The organism is Ornithinimicrobium pratense, from assembly GCF_008843165.1.
Classification (GTDB): Bacteria; Actinomycetota; Actinomycetes; order Actinomycetales; family Dermatophilaceae; genus Ornithinicoccus; species Ornithinicoccus pratensis.
In genome coordinates, this window is record NZ_CP044427.1 from 3,436,349 (window position 1) to 3,453,090 (window position 16,742).

Annotated in this window: 17 protein-coding genes; 6 read left to right on the forward strand and 11 right to left on the reverse strand. The window is 71.9% G+C overall.

The genetic code is table 11. The features are described 5' to 3' along the window. Positions 1-98: 98 nt before the first annotated feature. The 6 genes from FY030_RS15765 to FY030_RS15795 form a co-directional block, all read right to left on the reverse strand. Positions 99-650, reverse strand: a complete 552-nt coding sequence (locus tag FY030_RS15765) for a GNAT family N-acetyltransferase (protein ID WP_158062464.1) — start codon at positions 648-650, stop codon at positions 99-101. After that, entirely contained in the window at positions 647-1,444 is a 798-nt protein-coding gene (locus FY030_RS15770) for a methyltransferase domain-containing protein (protein ID WP_158062465.1), read from the reverse strand. Before FY030_RS15770 ends, FY030_RS15765 begins: the two co-directional genes overlap by 4 nt. 67 nt (positions 1,445-1,511) lie before the next feature. Continuing rightward, positions 1,512-2,684 (reverse strand): alpha/beta fold hydrolase, encoded by a 1,173-nt coding sequence (locus FY030_RS15775; RefSeq protein WP_158062466.1) that lies wholly within the window; start codon positions 2,682-2,684, stop codon positions 1,512-1,514. 86 nt (positions 2,685-2,770) lie between these two features. After that, the gene (locus tag FY030_RS17235; RefSeq protein ID WP_337692463.1) at positions 2,771-4,177 is read right to left on the reverse strand and encodes a GNAT family N-acetyltransferase; all 1,407 of its coding nucleotides are present in this window, start codon (positions 4,175-4,177) and stop codon (positions 2,771-2,773) included. 178 nt (positions 4,178-4,355) lie between these two features. Further along, on the reverse strand, positions 4,356-4,991 hold the full coding sequence (locus FY030_RS15790) for an HAD family hydrolase (RefSeq protein WP_158062467.1): 636 nt from the start codon (positions 4,989-4,991) through the stop codon (positions 4,356-4,358). A gap of 81 nt (positions 4,992-5,072) precedes the next feature. Continuing rightward, on the reverse strand, positions 5,073-6,278 hold the full coding sequence (locus FY030_RS15795) for a S8 family peptidase (RefSeq protein WP_158062468.1): 1,206 nt from the start codon (positions 6,276-6,278) through the stop codon (positions 5,073-5,075). A 250-nt stretch (positions 6,279-6,528) separates the two neighbouring features. Between FY030_RS15795 and FY030_RS15800 the strand changes: the two genes are divergently transcribed. Then, complete coding sequence (locus tag FY030_RS15800; protein WP_158062469.1) at positions 6,529-7,155, forward strand: GNAT family N-acetyltransferase; 627 nt, start codon at positions 6,529-6,531, stop codon at positions 7,153-7,155. Between the two features lie 115 nt (positions 7,156-7,270). Here FY030_RS15800 and ctlX read toward each other — a convergent pair whose 3' ends face one another. Together ctlX and FY030_RS15810 are read right to left on the reverse strand one after the other, a co-directional pair. Next, a complete protein-coding gene (gene ctlX, locus FY030_RS15805; RefSeq protein WP_158062470.1) occupies positions 7,271-8,296 on the reverse strand; it encodes a citrulline utilization hydrolase CtlX in 1,026 nt (341 codons plus the stop codon). 204 nt (positions 8,297-8,500) lie between these two features. Next, positions 8,501-9,139: a class I SAM-dependent methyltransferase gene (locus FY030_RS15810; protein WP_158062471.1), complete on the reverse strand. Its 639-nt coding sequence runs from the start codon at positions 9,137-9,139 to the stop codon at positions 8,501-8,503. Between the two features lie 181 nt (positions 9,140-9,320). Here FY030_RS15810 and FY030_RS15815 point away from each other — a divergent pair, with 181 nt between their 5' ends. The 3 genes from FY030_RS15815 (at position 9,321) to FY030_RS15825 (ending at position 11,788) form a co-directional block, all read left to right on the forward strand. After that, positions 9,321-9,797: a cupin domain-containing protein gene (locus tag FY030_RS15815; protein ID WP_158062472.1), complete on the forward strand. Its 477-nt coding sequence runs from the start codon at positions 9,321-9,323 to the stop codon at positions 9,795-9,797. Positions 9,798-9,830: 33 nt separating this feature from the next. Next, the gene (locus FY030_RS15820) at positions 9,831-10,280 is read left to right on the forward strand and encodes an MmcQ/YjbR family DNA-binding protein (protein WP_158062473.1); all 450 of its coding nucleotides are present in this window, start codon (positions 9,831-9,833) and stop codon (positions 10,278-10,280) included. A gap of 137 nt (positions 10,281-10,417) precedes the next feature. Beyond that, a complete protein-coding gene (locus tag FY030_RS15825; RefSeq protein WP_192498650.1) occupies positions 10,418-11,788 on the forward strand; it encodes an HNH endonuclease signature motif containing protein in 1,371 nt (456 codons plus the stop codon). 173 nt (positions 11,789-11,961) lie between these two features. Here the strand turns inward: FY030_RS15825 and FY030_RS15830 are convergent, their stop codons facing one another. Both FY030_RS15830 and FY030_RS15835 read right to left on the reverse strand, forming a co-directional pair. After that, a complete protein-coding gene (locus tag FY030_RS15830) occupies positions 11,962-12,510 on the reverse strand; it encodes a hypothetical protein (RefSeq protein ID WP_158062475.1) in 549 nt (182 codons plus the stop codon). A 76-nt stretch (positions 12,511-12,586) separates the two neighbouring features. Then, the gene (locus FY030_RS15835; protein ID WP_192498651.1) at positions 12,587-13,735 is read right to left on the reverse strand and encodes a 6-phosphofructokinase; all 1,149 of its coding nucleotides are present in this window, start codon (positions 13,733-13,735) and stop codon (positions 12,587-12,589) included. A gap of 226 nt (positions 13,736-13,961) precedes the next feature. On the opposite strand from FY030_RS15835, the gene FY030_RS15840 reads away from it, so the two are divergent. Both FY030_RS15840 and FY030_RS15845 read left to right on the forward strand, forming a co-directional pair. After that, positions 13,962-14,420 (forward strand): GyrI-like domain-containing protein, encoded by a 459-nt coding sequence (locus FY030_RS15840; RefSeq protein ID WP_158062477.1) that lies wholly within the window; start codon positions 13,962-13,964, stop codon positions 14,418-14,420. Between the two features lie 75 nt (positions 14,421-14,495). After that, positions 14,496-15,716 carry a glycosyltransferase gene (locus tag FY030_RS15845; RefSeq protein WP_158062478.1) on the forward strand — a complete coding sequence of 407 codons (1,221 nt, stop codon included), beginning with the start codon at positions 14,496-14,498 and terminating at the stop codon, positions 15,714-15,716. Between the two features lie 68 nt (positions 15,717-15,784). Here FY030_RS15845 and FY030_RS15850 read toward each other — a convergent pair whose 3' ends face one another. Next, positions 15,785-16,738 carry an NAD(P)/FAD-dependent oxidoreductase gene (locus tag FY030_RS15850; protein WP_158062479.1) on the reverse strand — a complete coding sequence of 318 codons (954 nt, stop codon included), beginning with the start codon at positions 16,736-16,738 and terminating at the stop codon, positions 15,785-15,787. Positions 16,739-16,742: the final 4 nt, after the last annotated feature.

Below are 16,742 nucleotides of genomic sequence, written 5' to 3' on the forward strand. Positions count from 1 at the left end.
GGCGGTGCCGGGCGGCACCGTGCCGCACGCAGACCCCACCGGGTCATCGACTGCTGCAGATGTGCCCGCCAGCTGCCCAGATCACGGGCGTGGCCGCGTCACTCGGTGGGCAGCACCATGACCAGGACGTCCGGGCCCTCGTCCCCGACGACCGAGGTGAGCCATGGCGGCCGGATCGCCAGCACGTCGCGCCAGCCGGTGGACAGGTAGAGGTGGCGGGCGCTGGCGTGGTGGGGCAGCACCTCCAGGCAGGGGTGGTGACCCGCGGCCCGGATGTCCGTCACGATCGTCTCGAGCAGGGCCCTGCCGACGCCGTGCCCGCGGGCGCGCTCTGCGGTGAACAGGCCGGAGACGTAGGAGAGCTCCTCGACCGCGCAGCCGTGGCCCTTCGCGCACGCCGCGTTCATCCGCGCGGAGTCAGGGAACCCGTGCGCCGGTCCGGTGCGACCCACGTGGCCGACCACGTCGCCGTCGATCTCAGCGACGAAGGCGCCGAGGGCGTCCTCGGCGTGCAGGAAGACGTCGGTGCTCACCGGCAGCGGGTCGCGGAAGGGATACCGGGTGCGCGGCTGCTGCTCCAGCAGGTCCGTGCCCAGGCCCGGCAGGTCGCCCGGGCGCCGACGCCGGACGGTCGGTGTCCCGGCAGTCATGCTGGTGTGTGCGCCACGGCGAACACCCGGCGGAAGGGCAGGACGACGCCATACCCCTGGTCGGGGTAGGCCTGCCGCAGCCGCCGCTTGAACTCCGCCTCGAACCTCTCTCGGACCCCCTCCGGCAGCGCCTGTAGGGTCGGCCGCGCACCCGTGCCGGAGACCCAGGTGAAGACCGGGTCGGGGTCGCTCGCGCGCTCGCCCGGCAGGACGTGCAGGTAGGTGGTCTCCCACGCGTCCACGGTGCAGCCCTGCTCCTGGAGCGCCCGCAGGTAGACCCCCGGGTCGTGCGAGGAGGGCACGGCCACCCCCTGGGTATGCGGCGCGAACGCCGGCTCTGCTGCCAGCTCCCGGCGGATCGTGTGGCTGGGCTCGTCGAAGTTGCCGGGGACCTGCATCGCAAACCACCCGCCGGGGGCGAGCCTGCCCACCAGGGCGGGCAGCAGCTCGAGGTGGCCCGGGACCCACTGGAGGGCCGCGTTGCTGATGAGGACGTCGACGGGGTCGCCGTGGGTCTTGGCCCACGCGACGATGTCGGCCACCCGGGCGTCGATCCCCTCGACCTGCCGGGCCTTCTCGACCATCTGCGGGCTGGTGTCCAGCCCCAGGACGTGCGCCTGGGGCCAGCGCTGGGCGAGCAGCCGGGTCAGGTTGCCAGGCCCGCAGCCCAGGTCGACGACTCGTGGGGGAGCCTCGGCGCCTACCCGCGCGAGCAGTTCGACGAACGGGCGGCCCCGCTCGTCGGCGTAGGAGAGATAGCGATCGGGGTCCCACTCATGGCTCGTCCGCGTCACGTGCGCCACGGTAGCCCGCGCGGAGCCGGCGTCGGTCGGCACCCGTCAGTCGCGCAGGGCAGGCGGGTCAGTCGCGCAGGGCGGCCAGGAGAGCGTCGACGAAGGTGTCGGTGTCGTCCAACCAGGGGTAGTGGGCGGCGCCGGCCAGCTCCACGGCCTCGCCGTGCGGGAAAAGTGCGGCAAGGTCCCGGGCCTGACGAGTGGTCGGGTGCAGGTCGAGCTCCCCGTGCAGGACGGTGACCGGGCCGGCGAACCCTGCCGCGGCTTCGCGGATCTGCTCCGTGTCCGGCAGCGGCTCGGCGTAGTAGGCAGCCAGCCGGTCGGCGCGGTCCCCGGTGGTCGTGGCCGCCAGCGCCTCGTGCTGCTCGCTCCACCGGCCGAAGGAGATGCGGGGATGCTCCACCGGGGTCCCGGAGCAGTCCACGGCCGCACGGGCGGCGGCATACTCCTTGTCCTGGGCGCAGCGGCGGGCGATCAGTGCCTCCACCCCGTCCGCGTCCTCCACCACCCCGGCGACGCGGATCGCCGGGCAGACCAGGACGAGCCCGCGCACCCGGTCAGGGTGGGCAGCGAGGTAGGCCAGGGCCAGCGCGGCCCCGGCCGAGTGGGCGATGAGATTGACCGAGTCCGGGCCGAGGTCGGCACGCGCGGCGTCGACGACCGGCACCAGCTCGGTCACCCTGCGCCAGGGCAGGTCGACCACGGCGAGGGGATGCCGATGGGCGGCCCCGCCCAGGTCGCCGAGGTAGTGGGTGTCAAGGAGCGGGCCGCCGGGCAGGACCAGCGCCGGTCGGACGACGTCCAGGCCAAGCTCAGCCGTCCCCGCCGGCTCAGTCCCGAGCATGCGGTAGGCCCCTTCGCCGGTGTGTCGCACATCCTCCTGTTGCAGGAGGAGCCGCAGGGCAGCAAGCACTGCGGGCCCGGCGCTCGCGACCGACCCGGGGACGGCAGCGGCATACTCCTGCGACTGTCGGACCAGACCGAGATGCGACAGCGTCTCCCCCGGCGAGTAGCCCTCGTAGTCGACCCGGGTCACGCGGCCCGCCTCGCGCTCCACGGTGAGGTCGATGCAGGCGCGTCCGGATCGCTGTTCCCGCACCTGGGGCAGATGCGGAAGGTGCTCCTGCACCAGGGCGTAGTTGCCGCACCACAGCAGGTAGTCCTCCCCACCCTGCGGGTCCCCGACGTCCCAGGGCTCCAGCAGCGCGCCGATCTGCTCGGTCAACTCAGCCCAGGTCATAGGGCCGATGCTGCCGGATCGTCGTGCGTCGGACAACACCTCGACCCGCTGGCCAAAGCCGTCGCGGCAGTGACGCCACGCCCAGTTCAGCTCAGGAGGTCGCCTAGACCGGCGCTGGTGGGGACGAGCCCGCAGGCGCGCTCGTAGAAATCGGTGTGCTCCGCCGCGTAGTCAGCATGCAGCCACCGACAGCCGCGGGCCCTTGCCTCGTCCGCGGCTGCGCGCACGAGCGCGACACCGATCCCGCACCCTTGGCGGGCAGGGTCAACGCACGTGTCGAGGAGGATCGCGTGCGCACCGCCGTCACCGACCACGTTGACGAATCCGACCAGCTCGCCGTCCGATCGGGCGGTCACCCAGAAAAGGCTGTGCCGCTCCAGCCGCTCGCGCCATGGGACACCAGCCGGTTCGTGTCGGAAAGCCGTGGCGTGCAGGTTGTCCAGCTCTGCGTCGGTGAGGGCGCCGCGCACCGCGAGAGCCACGTCCGGTTGCACCCGCAGCTCAACCTGAAGCCAGGGGAAGCCGTCGAGGTCGTCCGCGGTGAGCGGGTCACCCTCGACCTCGGGCCCGGGCAGAAACTGGACGCCGGTGCCCGTCCGGCCGGTGCCGGGCAGCTCGCGCAGCTCGGCTGTGGGGATGCCGTGCTCGTAGCGCTGCGTCCACGCCCCGCTGGCCCGGTAGTTGCTGTGTTCGAGCCAGGTGGAGAGCGCTGCCACGGTGGACATCCCCTGGCGCGGCAGCCCGTCCGGCAGCAGCGGGGCATCGGGCTGCCCGAAGAAGCGGACATCCCGGGTGGCCATGACGGGCTTGCGGATCACCTGACCCGCGGGGTCCCGCCGGGTGTCGGTGCCGCGCCCGTCGTCGACGACGGAGACCGACCCGTCCCGGCGCTGGGTGATGACCACGTGCCCGGTGCGGCCACGGTGCTCCGCCTCCTCCTCAGCGTAGGCGAGGACCTCCAGAATGAGGTGCCGGAGCCCGCCCGCGGCGTACCGTCCCGGGTCGTTCCTGATCTCCCTGAGGTGGTCCTGGTCGACCAGCCGCCCCCAGTCGTGCGTCGTGACCTCCCACGAGCTCGGGTCCCCAGGCGTGGCCTCGATCAGGTCACGCAGCCGCTCGAGGTCGGCCCGCACCGCGGCTGCGTCCAACTCCAGCTCGGCCGACGCCCTACCCTGCTGCCGGAGCGTGAAGATGACCTCTGAGCCGTCCGGGTGCGGCACGACCCGCAGCGGGTTGGTCACCACCTCACCGTCGGGCAGCACGACGACGTGGTCGAGCACGCCGTAGCTGTTCGCCCCCGCGAACTGCACCCGGACCGTGCCCATCGGGGACTCCACGACCAGCCACTCGCCCTCCCGGCGCAGCTCACCCGTGGCCAGGCCGGCCGCCCAGCCGGGCAGGTTGTTCGGATCACCGGCGAAGGCGCTGACCTCGGCCGCAGGCCGACTGATGACCACGCTCACGTGCTCGCTGCGCATGTGTCCGTGGCTCACCTGCCCATCATCGCGACCCCTCCCCCGCGCGTGTGGCCCGGGGCCTCGAGGCGGGGGCTACGGCCTCCATGGCGTCATGACTGCGGCGTGACTTGGCGCCTGCGATGACTCCTCCCCCACCCGGCCCCACACGGGCCGGGTTAGACACCACTGCGCGGGGGCGGATCCCTGCGCGGGGTCACACCACTGCGCGGGGGCGCGGACCCTGCGGACGACCACGGGTCTGATCGTGAGCACCGGCGAGCGCCCCGACGCCTGGGAGGCGTAAGGCCGCGACGGACGCGTCACCGCGGTCGAAGCGGTCGGTGAGGTCGAGCGCAGCGGTGACCGCGTCTGGCAGGTTGGCGGCCAGCACGTCCGGCCAGGCGTCCGCGAGGTCCGGTGCCGAGGAGCGTCCATAGGTGACCGCCACGGTGCGCAGCTGGGCCTTGCGCCCCATGGTGACAGCGCCGGTCAAGTCGCTGATGACCGCCACCTGGCACAGCGATCCGTCCCAGCGCAGCAGCTGCAACGCCCGGTGCGCCGGCACCGGCGACGGCAGCCAGCGGGCTGTGTCAGAACGGGCCACCACGGCCTGGACATAGGGCTTGAGCCCGGTGGCCCGCAACAGCTCCTCGGCCCACCCGGACGGCAGGGTCGTCAGTGCGGCGCAGGCGACCCGGTACCCCGCGAGCCGCTGCAGTTGCCCCGGCACCCCAGGGCGGATCGCACGACCGACCTCGTGCGGCCCGGCCAGGTCGCGCGTCAGCGTCGTGTCGAGCAGGACACCGTCGAGGTCCAGCAGGACTGCGCGCGACCAACGATGGTCGGTCATCTCCCGGGCACCTTCCGCGAGGACGGCGCCCGGCCGCCGGCCCCGCAGGGGCCGACGACCGAGGCGTGGTGGGGATCGGGGTCACAGACCGCCGGTGTAGAGCAACCGGTTGGGGGATCCGGTGCCGATGCCGCTGAGCCGGCCGGTGGTGGCCTGGTTGGTCAGGGCCGACCGCACCTGCGCGGGGCTGGCGTTGACGTTGCGCTGAAGGTAGAGCGCCGCGGCGCCGGCCACGTGCGGGGCCGCCATCGAGGTGCCCGAGATGGTGTTGGTCGCGGTGCTGCTCGTGTGCCAGGCCGAGGTGATGTTGGACCCGGGCGCGAAGATGTTGACGCAGGAGCCGAAGTTGCTGAAGCCCGACCGGGCATCGCTGCTCGTGGTCGAGCCCACGGTGTAGGCGCTGCTGGCCCGTGCCGGGGAGACGTTGCAGGCGTTCTGCGACTCGTTGCCGGCTGCCACCACCACGGTCACACCGGCATTGGTCATCCGAGCGACTGCCTGGTCGATGGCGGTCGAGGCGCCCCCGCCCAGGCTCATGTTGGCCACGCGGGGGTTGGCCCGCGACTGGCCAGCGACCCAGTCCATCCCGGCGATGATGCCGGCGTTGCTGCCTCGCCCGGCGCAGTCCAGGACCCGCACGGGCACCAGGGTGGTGCCCTTGGCGACGCCGTAGAGGCTGCCGCCGACGGTCCCGGCGACGTGCGTGCCGTGGCCGTTGCAGTCGGTGGTGCCGCGGCCGTCGCTGATCGCGGTGGCGCCGGCGGCCAGGCGGCCGGAGAACTCGTTGTGCGGGGAGATGCCGGTGTCGAGGATGTAGCTCCTCACTCCGGCGCCGGTGCTGTTGTAGACGTAGGTGCCGTTGAGCGGCAGGGCGCGCTGGTCGACCCGGTCCAGTCCCCAGGTCGCGTTGGTCTGCGTGGCTGAGAGGGAAACCTCCTGGTCAGCCTCGATGTAGGCGACGTCGGGGTTGGTCCGCAGCTCGGCCAGCTGATCGGGCGTGAGCTCCGCGGCATACCCGCCGAGCGTGGTGTAAGTCTGGGTGACCGTGGCACCCAGCCCCCGGGCGACCTGGGCGTGGGTCTCGGCCGCCTTGGCGATCGAGGCCGTGCCACGCGAGGACGTCTCCAGCATGACGATGTACGAACCCTCGATCGTGTCACCGTTGACATAGAGGGGTGCCAGGTCGGCCTTATCGGAGGTCAACGAGGCGGTGGCCGGCAGGCCGGTGCCCAGAGCCAGGGCGGCGGTGGCCAGGAGGCTCAAGGCGGTGCGTCGGGTGTGCTTCATTACTCACTCCTTGCAGGGGGGCGCGGGGACTCCGCGGTGGCTAGGAAGACTGGCCCACCGGCCGCTAACTGGGTAGACCCCAGAGGTCGATCCGGGCCGATCCTTGACAAACTCTGACTGCCGGTTTGCCCGTGCTTGACCGCTTGTTCGCGTGTCGTTCACCTGCCCGGCGTGTCCCGGTCCGCGCGCACCCTGCCCCATCACGCCTCGAACGGTCGCCAGGGGCGAGCGGTCCCACTATGGTCGGGCCATGTACGACATACGCCCCGTCCGGGCCGAGGAATGGCGCGAGTCCCGGGACCTGCAGCTGCGGGCCCTGCAGGACGAGGACGCCGCGGTGGCCTTCTTCGAGACCTACGACGAGGCGCTGGTCAAACCAGAGGAGGAATGGCGCAACTGGGCCAAGATGGCCGGCTCCGACGCGGAGGGGACGCCTTTCATCCGTGACTTCGTGGCGGTCACCCTCTTCGGGGAGTGGGTGGCGACCAGCACCCTGCTCATCCGGATGGCCGGTGACCCCGAGCTGGGCGGCGGGACGGTCGAGACGGACCGGGGCGAGTTCATCGGGGTATGGATCGACCCCCAGCACCGAGGTCAGGGGTTGTTCACCCGCCTGGTGGAGGCGGGTATGTCGTGGCTCGCCGACAACGCGATCTCCCGCTCGGCCTTGTGGGTGCACGAGGAGAACGGCCGTGCCCGGCGCGCCTTCGAGGGGGTCGGCTTCGAGCGGACCGGGCTCCGGGTGGTGGAGAGCAAGGGCCCGGAGATCCAGCTGGGGCGCCCGGTCCGGCTGGACTCGTCAGCAGGGCTGGGCGGGGCCGTCGGCGGATACTCCGCGCCCCAGGCGACGAGCCGGGGTCCTTTCCCGGCGCCGTGACTGCGGATGAGACATCCCCCGACCGTCGCGAGATGACCCGGTCAGCGCCCGCGACTGCGCTGCCCCTTCTCGCCGTGCCGGGCAGTCTCACCCCTCTCCCCGGGCATGGGCAGGCTCACCCCTCCTCGGCGCGGTCCCGGCCGTCCGCCGTGTGCGGGTGCTCGTCGATCCCCTCGACGGCGGCGCTGAAGTCCGGCTCCGTGCTGGGGCGACGGTCCAGGTGGATGCCGGCGATCATGCAGCGGACAGATCCACCCGCGAGCTCGATGGTCGGGATATCGACGGCGACGATCTCGCAGGACTCCTCGATGACGGCGACCTGCTCCTGCGTGAGGCTGCGCCGGGCCCGGGCCGACATCGCCATCACGTAGCGACGCCTGCCGTCCGGCGTCCGGGTGCACAGCTCCACGGCGTTGCCGGCGAACTCCCGGACCTGCTCCTCGGTCAGCTCCACCACCCGGCGCCCGTTGACCGAGAGCCGTTCCCGGACCTCCTGACGGCGCTGCTCATCGACGATCATGTCCAGGGCGAAGAGGGCGACATCCGTTCCGACACAGGCCATCACATTGGTGTGGTAGACCGGCACACCGTCGGAGTCGACCGCGTCGAAGGCCATCGGCTCATAGCCGAAATCGGTGCAGAAGCGCTCCAGGACGTGTGAGTCCATGCGGTGGCTGCGCGCGGCGTAGGCCACCCGCGAGACGTGGTCGAGCACCATCGCGCCGGTGCCCTCCAGGAAGATCCCGTCCGGCTCCAGGCCGGAGTAGTCCATGATCGTCTGCACCCGGTAGCGCGATTTGAGCATCTCCAGCACGTCCGCGCGCCGCTCGTGGCGGCGGTTGGAGGCGTACATCGGGTAGACGGCCACATAGCCACCGGCGTGCGTGGACAGCCAGTTGTTCGGGAAGACGCTGTCGGGGCGGGTGTGGTCCTCGTCCTCGAAGACGTGCACGGTGACGCCGACCTCCCGCAACGCCGCCGCGAGCGCATCCATCTCGCCCAGCGCCCGTGCGGCGGTGTCGTCCACCGACTGCCCGCGGGGGACGTCGGCCTGGAAGGCGTTGTCCGCGGCGGTTTCGGGGTTCGGGACGAAACGCAGGGCGCGGATCAGGATGACGGCAGAGGGGGACTGGGCACTCACGTTGGCGCAATCTAGCCCATCTCGGCGGGGCCACCCCTCACCGGTCAGGCCAGACCAAGTTCGTGTGCCCTGGGGGTCCCGAAGCCAGGCGAAGGAGCACGGTCCTGGCCTCCGGGTTCGTCGGCGTCCATGGGCACGTGAAAACTCGTCATGGGCTAACTGCTGTGGGCCCGGTCGTTCGTGCGGTGGGCCCGAAGGGACGGCTCAGCGGGCCGGGGGCCTCACGGCGCGCACCATCTCCAGCACACCGGCGGTGCGGCGGTGGCTCTCCACCACCTGCAGCCCGGCCGCCTCCAGCAGCGTGCGCGGCCGGCGGGTGAAGTGCTCCTCCTGCAGCGGCACGGTGACCGTCTCCAGCAGGCGCTGCCCCAGCCGCAGCGGCCAGACGCTGGAGCGGACATGGTCGGCGAGCAGCAGCTGGCCGCCGGGGCGCAGCACCCTGGCGATCTCGGTCAGCGCCAACGGCACGTCGGGCACGCAGCACAGGACGTAGGTGGCCACCACCGAGTCGAAGGAGCCGTCCTCGAAGGGCAAGTCCCCCACGTCTGCTGGCAGAAGCCGGGCCGGCAGGGCCAGGCTCAGGTCCCGGCCCAGGCCCGTCAGCTTGTGCCGGGTCTCCTCGAGCATCCCGGTGCTGGGGTCGGTGGCGATGAGCTCGACGTCCGGCCCGTAGTGGGCCAGGTTGGCCCCGGTGCCGACACCCACCTCCAGGGTCCTGCCGGTGGCGCGCGCGCAGACCCAGGTGCGCCCGTGCCAGAGGAGACGCCGCTCCAGCCAGGCGGTGCGGGCGTCATACCGCGGCGCGTGGCGGTCCCACACCTCACGGCGGGTCCTCCCGGCCATCGTGCTCTCTCCCTGCCCTGATCATCATCGTGAGGCGACTCTCACCCGGTCATCCTGCCATCGGGGCCGCCCACCCGCGGTCCGTCAAAGTGCGATCCAGGGCCACGAGTCGCACCGCGATGGCCGGTAAGAGATGCTGGGGTCGTCCCGAACGTCCGACGAGAACGAGGAGCATGCAGTCATGTCCGTGACCGACAACGGCCCCCGACCCAACGCCTTCAACATCGAGGCCGAGACCCGCGCCAACGCCAACTACCGGACCGTCGCCTGGACGGGCAAGTATCTGCAGGTGACGCTGATGTCGATCCCGGCCGGGGAGTCGATCGGGCTCGAGGTGCACCCGGAGACGGACCAGTTCCTGCGCCTGGACGCCGGTCGAGGCCGGTGCGTCATGGGCCCGGCCGAGGACGACCTGACCTTCGAGCAGGAGGTCACGGATGGGTGGTCGATTCAAGTGCCGGCGGGTATGTGGCACGACGTGATCAACACCGGCGACGAGCCGCTGCAGGTCTACGCCATCTACGCGCCGGTGCACCACGCCGCCGGCATTGTGCACGAGACCGCGGACGACTCCGAGCGCGACGAGGAGTCGGGCCAGGACGAGCCGCCGAGCTGGACCGTGCAGCCTGGCAGCGGCGAGCCGGACCAGTCGGCCTGACCCACGGGCCGCGCGCCGCGGCATACTCGGTGGATGACGGAGGGCGCCACCCCGACCTGGTCCGCCGACGCTGACGCTCACGCCCAGAAGTGTCTGCGCCGCGTGCGCGGGATCTGCCTGCCCTTCCCCGGTGCTGCGGAAAAGGTGTCTCACGGTTCGCCGACCTTTTACACCCGCAAGGTGTTCGCGGTCTTCGGCGGCTCACTCAAGGGCGACCATGACGCACCCGTCGCCCGCAACGCGCTGCTGTTCCTGCCCGACGAGTCCGAGCGGGAGGCGCTGGTGCAGGACGACTGCTTCTTCGTCCCCGCCTACCTCGGGCCGGCGGGCTGGCTGGGCCTCAGTTTCCACCGCGTAGGCGACGTCGACCGGGTGGACTGGGATGAGGTGGCCGAGCTGGTCGAGATGTCTTACCGGCTGACCGCCCCGGTCACGCTGATCCGGGAGCTGGACGGCCAGGCTGGGTCGACGCGAGGCCGGTGAGGCCGGCGCGGGCAGCTCAGGCCGGCGGGTGTGTCAGTGCCGGCTGGTTGAGTGCGTGCATGGAGGGGATGCGGGGTAGCGCAGGAGCCGAGGGAGGCAGTTTTCTCGACGGTGCTCCGCGGGCATCCCAGGTCCGCGTGTCTGACGAGGAGTGGGGTCGGGTCGGGGACGAGCTGCTGGCGGACGCACGCGCTGTCCGGCGCGCTGAGCGCGAGGAGGCCGCGTGGTGGTCCGCCGTCATGGACGACCTCGAGGAAGCCCTGCAGGAGGTCCTGGAAGAGGGCGCGCAGAGCCTCACTCCGGCGCAGGAGCTCGATGCTGGCCTGACCACCGCTCGCCGCGGGATTGAGCAGGCGTGGTTGACCGCCCAACAGACCCCGCGACTGCTCGAGGACGACATCGGAGGCGGGCTCAGGCGGCTGGGGGCGCTGGCCCTGGCGACGGGGGCGGCGCTGTTCACGCTGGCGCTGGAGGCGCAGGGGCGCGGCCTGCCGGGCGAGACCGGTTTCAGGCTGGTCGACTGGATGGGGCAGCGGTGCCCCTGGCTCTCCCGCAGCGAGCTTGGCGACATCGACGCCGCCGCACGAGCCTCGACCAACCGGCTGAACGCCCCGTTGATCGACGCGGTCACGCAGGGGCGGACGCCGGTGCGCCGGGGGGCGATCGTGGCGCGGGCGCTGACCAAGCTGTCCTTGGTCCTGGATCCGGAGGGGTACGAGGCGTTCGTGAAGATTTTCGTCGACGCCGCCTGCAAGCCGACGATCAGCGATCAGGACCCGCGAGAGATCATCGAGACCGCCGTCCGGGCCCTGCTGGACGAGAACGAGAAGGACCGACGGGAGAAGGTCGCCCGCGAGGCCCGCTCCTTCACCAGCCGGCGACTCGGCAACGGACTCACCCGGTTCACCATCGACGCCCCCGAGGACGACGCCGGGGTGCTGAACGGCATCGTGACCTCCAAGCTCGCCGCGCCGGCCAGCGCGGGGGACGACCCAGACACCCGCACCGCCGCGCAGCGCCGCTACGACGCGTTCTGGTCGGTTCTGACACGCGGCACGACCTGCCCGACGGGCACGCCGACCATGCCGCGGGCGACGCTCGTGATCACGATCAGCCTGTCGGACCTGCTGGGCCAGACCCGGGGTGCCGGCCTGACCACCACCGGTGAGGTGCTCTCGCCGGGGCAGGTGCGGCGGCTGGCCTGCGAGGCCGAGCTGATCCCGGTGGTCCTGGGCACCGACAGCGAGATTCTCGACGTCGGTCGGGAGCACCGGCTGGCCACGCCGGCCCAGGTCAAGACGCTTCGGCTCCGCGACAAGGGCTGCACCTTCCCCGGTTGCACAGTGCCACCGGAGTGGTGCATCGCCCACCACATCATCTGGTGGTCCCGCGGCGGTGCCACCGACATGGACACCCTGGCCCTCCTGTGCGAGCGGCACCACACCCACGTGCACCAGCACGACCTCGAGGCAGAGGTCATCGGCGGTCACGTCGTCTGGCACGTCTAGCGACCACGCCCCGTGCCCGACCTCCCGGGGGCCGGGCGCTGAGGCATGCACCGCTGCTCATCGGGCTGATCGGGCTGATCGGGCTGGTCTGATCCGGCGCCCCCTGATGTCCCCAAAGGGGGACCGCGACCCTGGACGGGCCCCCCGCGCAGGTGGCTCGCCGAGGCGAGAGGTCAGCCCTCGCTCGAGAGCTTGGCGACCATGACCTCCAGCCCCTTCCGGGCGGCCCGCTCGGCGGCCCGCACCCGCTCCTGCATCTCGCGGGTGGCCACCAGCGCGGCCGTCGCGTGCTCTACCGCGGCGTGACAGGCGTCGATCCCGTCGGTCCGCTCCCGGGTCAGCTGGGCCTGGTCGTCCTGGAAGCCCTGCACCTCCGCCGCAGCCAGCTCGGCGGCGCGGTCCAGCAGGAACCGGTAGGAGGCACGGACCTTCTTCGGGGTGGTCTTGCGCGCCAGGCCCTCGACCTCCTCGCTGAGCGACTCCCGCATGAATGGCAGCGGGCTGGACGTGTAGCGCTCGTGGGCGGCGGCCTCCTTGGCCCGGGCCAGGCGGACCTGCGCCTCGGTCAACTCCCGTTCGGCCTCACGGACGGCCGCAGCAGCGGTGTCCAGGTGGGTGGCGAAACGCACCTCCAGGGCGTAGACCAGCTGCTCCTGCTCGCCGGAGGCCAGACCCTCCCCCGCCGGGCCCGCCGTCCGGCGGGCCCGGTCCTGCTCAGCCATGCCGGCTCACCTCATACCTCTGCCTCATCACCCCACTGTCTCAAACCGGGCTGGACGCCCGGTCGGGGCGGACCCGTCAGTAGAGGAACATCGGCTTGCCGCGCACGTGCCGGACCTTGGGGCGGTAGTTCCGGGCGTCGTAGAGCTCGCCGACGTCGACGCCCTTCACACCTTCACCGGTGACCGAGATCGGCACGCTGCTGTAACTGCCGTTGCGCAGGGCCACCATCCGGCCGGTAGATCCGTCGAGGGCGAGGTCGGCCGCCATCACCGCATAGTTCGTGGCCACCATGAGGTCCAGGGAGTCCGGGCTGCCGGAGCGCATGAGGTAGCCGACCTGCTGGTAGACGATGTCCTCCCCGGTCCGCTCCTTGATGAGCTCACCCGTCACCTGACCGATGCCGCCGAGCTTGCGGTGACCGTAGGCGTCGGCCTCCCCGGACAGCATCATGTCGCCCCCGGCCAGGGTGGCCCCCTCGGAGATGGCGACCATCGCGTAGTTGGACGGGTTCTTCGCCTTGTCCGCCAGCAGCAGCTCGCAGACCCGGTCGATGTCGAAGGGCACCTCGGGGATCAGCGCCCGGTCCGCGCCGGAGAGGTAGGCCGTGATCAGCGAGGTCTCCCCGGAGTAGCGGCCGAACAGCTCCACCACGGCGATCCGCTCGTGCGAGCCGGTGGAGGTGCGCAGGTTGTGCATGAACTGCACCCCGCGGGTGATGGCTGTGGAGAAGCCGATGCAGTAGTCGGTGCCGTTGACGTCGTTGTCCATTGTCTTGGGAATGGCGATCGTGGGCACGCCCTCCTTGTGCATGCGTAAACCGTAGGAGAGGGTGTCATCACCACCGATCGGGATCAGCACGTCGATGCCGGCGGCCTCGATGACCCGCAGCACGTGCGGGGTCAGATCATGAGGGCCCTCGCCGCTGACCTGGTCGGCCAGGAAGTCCGGCACGTCCCGCGGGCGGACCTTGGCCGGGTTGGTGCGTGAGCTGTGCAGGAAGGTGCCGCCGGTGCGGTCCACGGTGCGGACGACGGACGGGTCCAGCTCGAGCAGGTTGGCGGCCACGGACTCCGGGTCGTCGGGGTTGGTGCCGACCAGGCCGCCCCAGCCGCGTCGGATGCCGGTGACCTGGTGCCCCTCTTCGTGGACCCTGTTGACCACCGCCTTGATGCACGGGTTCAGCCCCGGGACGTCACCGCCTCCGGTCAGTATGCCGATGCGCACGTTCGCCGCTCCCTCGCCGTCGTGGACCCGGCCGGTCGGTGGGCCCTGGGTTGTGGTCAGGCTAGCCGAGCATGCGCTCGCCCGTCCTGAGGAGGCGAAGGTCTGATCCCTGCGCGGGCGCTTCACCCTCGCGGGGCAGCGATGACTCGTCCCATAGCGGCAGGTAGGTGCGGGCAGGCCACATACTCGGAGGTGACCCGTTGGATTGATCGAAAGGACCGTGACCATGACCCCCGAACCTGAGCTTGTCGAGGTCGAGCCGACGCCCACCGCGGTGATCCGCGGATCGGTGCCGGTGACGGAGATCACCAGCTTCTACGACCGGTCCTTCACGGAGGTCGCCGCGGTCCTCGGGCGTCAGGGTGTCTCGCCGCGGGGCACCTTCGGCCGCTACCTGGCGCCCCCGGCCGACGTGATCGAGCTCGAGGTCGGATTCGTCGTGGACCGGGCGGTCGAGGCGGACGGCGACGTCGTGGCCTCCACTCTGCCAGGGGGCCGGGTGGCGCGGTTGATCTTCCACGGGGCCTACGACGGGCTGGGCGAGGCGTGGGATGGGCTGATGACGTGGGTCGGTGACCAAGGACTGGCACCGGCCGGCCCGGTGTGGGAGGTCTACGTCACCGAGCCCACGCCGCAGACCGATCCCTCGACGTTGCGGACCGACCTGTTCTGCCCCGTGGCCTGACGGACGGGCGGAGGCACGCAGCCCTGCCACTCCTTCGCGGGCGACGGCGGTGCTGGGTGCGGGCACATTGGGCAGATGCGCATCGCGATGCTCGCGGCCGGCAGCCGCGGCGACTACCAGCCGGTGCTCGCCGTCGCCCGCGGACTGGCGGCGCGCGGTCACGAGGTGGGCGTCACCGCGACCAGCGACTTCGTCGGGCTGGTGCGCAAGGCCGGGGTGCGGCCAGAGGAGGTTGCGGTCGACGCGATGGGCTACTACCGCGACGACGCGCTACGGCAGGGCATGCCTGTTGGGCTTGCGGCCCAGCTGGAGCTGCTCCGCGAGGTGGCCCGGGCCCTGGCGCCCGCCGTGCGCGCGACGATGACCGACCTGCTGCCGCGCTATGACGCGCTGGTGACGACCGCGATGACCTCGGCCTGGGCCGGGATGGTCGGTGGGCCGCGCAAGCCACAGGTCCTGATGATGTTCGTGCCCGCGATCCCGTCGGCCTGGGGCGACTCCAGCCTGTTCTCGGTCCGGCCCGGGCGGTCGGTGCACAACCTGGCCGCCGGCGTCCGCGCTATGGGGCCGGCGATGCGCCTGGCCTCGGCCGATCCCGCTGCGACCTGGCGCGAGCGGCTGCGTGGTCTGCGCCAGCTCGCGACGTCACCGGTCTTCGTGGCCAACAGCGCCCAGATCGTGACTCCCCGGCGGGTGGGCGGACGGCTGGTCCGGGCCACCGGGTATCCCTTCCGCGACCTCCCGGAAGGCTCCGCCCTGCCCGCACCGGTTGCTGACTTCCTCGACGCCGGGGCTGCACCGGTCTACGTCGGGCTCGGGTCGCACACGGTGCCCACGGTGCGGGAGGCGATGCGGCATACCGTCGACGCCGCCCTGGGGCTGGGCCACCGTGCAGTGGTGCAGCGGGGGTCGGGACTCGAGGAGGAGGCTGGGTATGACGATCGGGTCCTGTTCGTGGGAGACGCCCCGCACGAGCTGCTCTTCGCGCGGACGGCGGCGGTGGTGCACCACGGTGGCGCCGGCACTACTGCGCAGGCCCTGCGCGCGTCCCGGCCGCAGGTCCTGATGCCGTTCACGATGGACCAGCCGTTCTTCGCCCGGCGGGTGCACGAGATCGGGGTCGGGTCGCGGCCGGTGCCGACCTCAGAGGCGACCCCGGACCGGCTGCGGGCAGCGCTGGAGACGGCGCTCGATCCGGCGGTGGCGGACCGGGCGGCTGAGGTCGGCTTTCTCGTCAGGCAGGAGGACGGAGTCGGTGGTGCGGTCGCGTTCATCGAGGGTGAGCTGCTGCGGTAGAGCCTCAGCGCGGCCAGCGTGGCGGGGAGATCCGGCGGTATGCAGTGCTCCTGACCCTGCGACGGGGTTCAGCCGTCGGCGAGAGAGTCGGCGACCACCGTGGCCGCGGCCAGAGCGCCGGTGGCGACCGCCTGCGCGACCGAGGCCATCGGCATCGGCAGGGCAGGCACGTGGGCCATGTCCCCCGCCGCGTACACGCCGGCCCGGCTGGCGCGCCCGCGCTCATCTACCCGCACGCAGCCAGAGGGGTTGAGCTCTAGCCCCAACTGCTCCGCAAACGGTGACGACTGGCGCAGCCCGGTCCCGACGAAGATGCCCGCGGCCTCGATCACCTGCCCCGAGCCCAGCGCGATCCGCACGCCCTCGCCATGCCGCCGCACCTGCGCCACCGGGTCCGTCAGCACGGGGACCGCGACGGGGACGGACAGATCCTCGCCGTTCGTCAGGACGACGACCTCGCTGGCGACGGGGGCGAGGAGACCGGGCAGGTGGCCCGCCGGGCCGGCCCCGAGGACCACCACCCGCCGGCCGGCGAACTCGTGCCCGTGGCAGAAGGGACAGTGCGCGACGAGGTCGCCCCACAGCTCGGCCACGCCGGGGATGTCGGGCAGCTGGTCGCGCACGCCGGTCGCGAGCACCAGCCGCCGCGCGGTGAGGCCCGACCCGCCCTCCAGGTCGATCCGGAAGCGGGTCGACTCCGGCTGCTGCGGGTCGCTGACGTCCTCAATCCCGCGCACCCGCGCGGCTCGCACCTCGACGGTCGGGTAGGCCGTGAGCTCGGCGTGGGCCAGGCGTCGGAACTCCGCTGGAGGCGTCCCGTCGCGGGTGATGAGGTTGTGCATCGCGCTCGCCGGGGCGTTGCGGCCGTCGCCGGCGTCGAGCAGGACGACGTCGCGGTGAACGCGGCCGAGGGTGAGGGTCGCCTGGAGACCGGCCGGTCCGCCCCCGACCACGACGACGGACCGGACCGGGCGGTCCAGGGAGCTTCCGGGGCGGTCTGCAGAGTGCTGAGTCTGGTTCATGCAG

Bases quoted from the DNA above. Each gene is read 5' to 3' on its own strand.
- FY030_RS15765 (WP_158062464.1), bottom strand. From the start codon at position 650: ATGACTGCCGGGACACCGACCGTCCGGCGTCGGCGCCCGGGCGACCTG.
- FY030_RS15775 (WP_158062466.1), bottom strand. From the start codon at position 2,684: ATGACCTGGGCTGAGTTGACCGAGCAGATCGGCGCGCTGCTGGAGCCC.
- FY030_RS15790 (WP_158062467.1), bottom strand. From the start codon at position 4,991: ATGACCGACCATCGTTGGTCGCGCGCAGTCCTGCTGGACCTCGACGGT.
- FY030_RS15795 (WP_158062468.1), bottom strand. From the start codon at position 6,278: ATGAAGCACACCCGACGCACCGCCTTGAGCCTCCTGGCCACCGCCGCC.
- FY030_RS15800 (WP_158062469.1), top strand. From the start codon at position 6,529: ATGTACGACATACGCCCCGTCCGGGCCGAGGAATGGCGCGAGTCCCGG.
- FY030_RS15810 (WP_158062471.1), bottom strand. From the start codon at position 9,139: ATGGCCGGGAGGACCCGCCGTGAGGTGTGGGACCGCCACGCGCCGCGG.
- FY030_RS15815 (WP_158062472.1), top strand. From the start codon at position 9,321: ATGTCCGTGACCGACAACGGCCCCCGACCCAACGCCTTCAACATCGAG.
- FY030_RS15820 (WP_158062473.1), top strand. From the start codon at position 9,831: ATGACGGAGGGCGCCACCCCGACCTGGTCCGCCGACGCTGACGCTCAC.
- FY030_RS15830 (WP_158062475.1), bottom strand. From the start codon at position 12,510: ATGGCTGAGCAGGACCGGGCCCGCCGGACGGCGGGCCCGGCGGGGGAG.
- FY030_RS15840 (WP_158062477.1), top strand. From the start codon at position 13,962: ATGACCCCCGAACCTGAGCTTGTCGAGGTCGAGCCGACGCCCACCGCG.
- FY030_RS15845 (WP_158062478.1), top strand. From the start codon at position 14,496: ATGCGCATCGCGATGCTCGCGGCCGGCAGCCGCGGCGACTACCAGCCG.
- FY030_RS15850 (WP_158062479.1), bottom strand. From the start codon at position 16,738: ATGAACCAGACTCAGCACTCTGCAGACCGCCCCGGAAGCTCCCTGGAC.